This is a genomic window from Sabulibacter ruber (genome assembly GCF_017355955.1).
Lineage (GTDB): Bacteria > Bacteroidota > Bacteroidia > Cytophagales > Hymenobacteraceae > Nibribacter > Nibribacter ruber_A.
Genome location: NZ_JAFFID010000012.1, coordinates 1 through 1,854, shown reverse-complemented (window position 1 = coordinate 1,854; position 1,854 = coordinate 1). Strand labels below are relative to the sequence as shown.

General features: G+C 68.8%; 1 protein-coding gene and 1 pseudogene. Both read left to right on the top strand.

Going from position 1 to position 1,854, the window contains the following annotated elements:
* A partial coding sequence (locus JT719_RS24205; RefSeq protein WP_207436374.1) for a reverse transcriptase domain-containing protein occupies positions 1 to 943 on the top strand: 943 nt, incomplete at its 5' end.
* A gap of 487 nt (positions 944 to 1,430) precedes the next feature.
* Positions 1,431 to 1,854 (top strand): annotated as a pseudogene (locus tag JT719_RS24200) (hypothetical protein); the annotation flags it as partial.

The following is a 1,854-nucleotide window of genomic DNA, read 5'->3' as shown; positions in this document are numbered from 1 at the left end:
CGATCCCGGCTTCAGCGATCACAGCTACGGCTTCCGGCCTGGTCGGAGCGCGCACGATGCCGTCCTTGCGGCGCAAGGCTTCGTGCAGTCCGGTCGCCGGATCGTCGTGGATGTGGACCTGGAGAAGTTCTTCGACCGGGTGGACCACGACATCCTGATCGACCGCCTGTCCAGGAAGGTCCCGGACCCGGCCCTCATCCGGCTGGTGCGGGCCTACCTGGACGCGGGCGTGATGGAGGAGGACGGGACGGTCACACGGCGCCGGGCGGGCACCCCGCAAGGGGGGCCGCTGTCGCCGCTGCTGGCCAACCTGCTCCTGGACGAGGTGGACAAGGAACTGGAACGCCGGGGCCATGCCTTCTGCCGCTACGCCGATGACTGCAACGTCTATGTGCGGTCACGTCGGGCGGGGGAGCGGGTGATGGCCCTGCTGCGGCGTCTTTATGGCCGGCTGCACCTGACGGTGAACGAAGCCAAGAGCGCCGTGGCCTCCGTCTTCGGCCGCAAGTTCCTGGGCTATGCCTTCTGGGGCGGGCCGAAGGGAGCGGTCCGGCGGAAAGCCGCCGACAAGGCGGTCGAGGCGTTCAAGTGCCGCGTCCGCAGCCTGACGCCCCGGGTGACGGGGCGGTCAATGGCGGCGGTCGTGGCGCGGCTGCGTGACTTCCTGCTGGGGTGGAAAGCCTATTTCCGGCTGGCGCAAACCCCCGCCGTCTGGCGAAGGCTGGACGAGTGGACACGCCACCGGCTCCGGGCCATCCAGCTCAAGCAGTGGAAGCGCGGGAAGACCATCTTCCGGGAACTGACGGCCAGGGGAGCCACGCCCGCCATTGCCCAGCAGGTCGCGGCCAACAGCCGACGCTGGTGGCGCAACAGCGGGATGCTCCTCAACGCCGTCCTCACGATCAAATGGGCCGACCAACTCGGGCTGCCCAGGCTCGCATGACCTCAATCCTTCGAACCGCCCGGTGCGGACCCGCATGCCGGGTGGTGTGGGAGGGGTGCGGTCCACTAGGATCGCCCCCTATCCCGATGTGCGCCCAGCATGGGCGTTCTCTTGTGGGTGCAAGTCCCATCGTAAGCTGATCACGGCGAGCGAAGTGAAGCGCAACTGCGGAAGGGCGACCGACCGTGGGGAGGAAGCGTGGATCGAAGCCGCGGGCCGATGAACAAGAACCGGATATGAGGCGCTGCCGACCAGGGCGAGCGGGCAACGAACCGCGAAGCTCTCGTGATCAAGGGGAAGCGGCGTAAATCCGGCGGTCGTGCGGTGACGGAGAGCGTTCTTACCTGGGGAGATCCCGCCTTGCGCCTGAAAGGGCGACGGCGTCGAGCCGGAGCGGGAAGTCAGCAGAGGCCATAGTAGGCGCGGCAGGGCCGGGCCGAAGGGCCGAACGAGGGAGAGTGGGGTTCGCCCGACGATGTGGAAGGCCATGCGTCAGATGCCGGAGCAATCCGGGAGGGGGGAGAGGAGGACGGGTGAAGCCCGCCCGGAGGCCCGCCTTGACGAAGCCGACCACCCGCGCCGGGGCACGGACGCCATGGGGCCGGGGCTGCTCGACGCGGTCTTGGCGCGAGAGAACCTCTTGCGGGCATTGAAGAAGGTGCGGGCCAACGGGGGAGCGGCCGGGGTGGACGGGCTGGACATCGACCAGACCGCCGAACGGCTGAAAACCCACTGGCCGGCCATCCGCGACCGCCTGCGGGAGGGGACGTACCGGCCACAGCCGGTGCGTCGCGTGATGATCCCCAAGCCGGGGGGCGGCGAGCGCGAGCTTGGCATCCCCACGGTGACGGACCGCCTGATCCAACAGGCGGTGCTGCAAGTTCTCCAGCCGATCCTCGATCCCGGCTTCA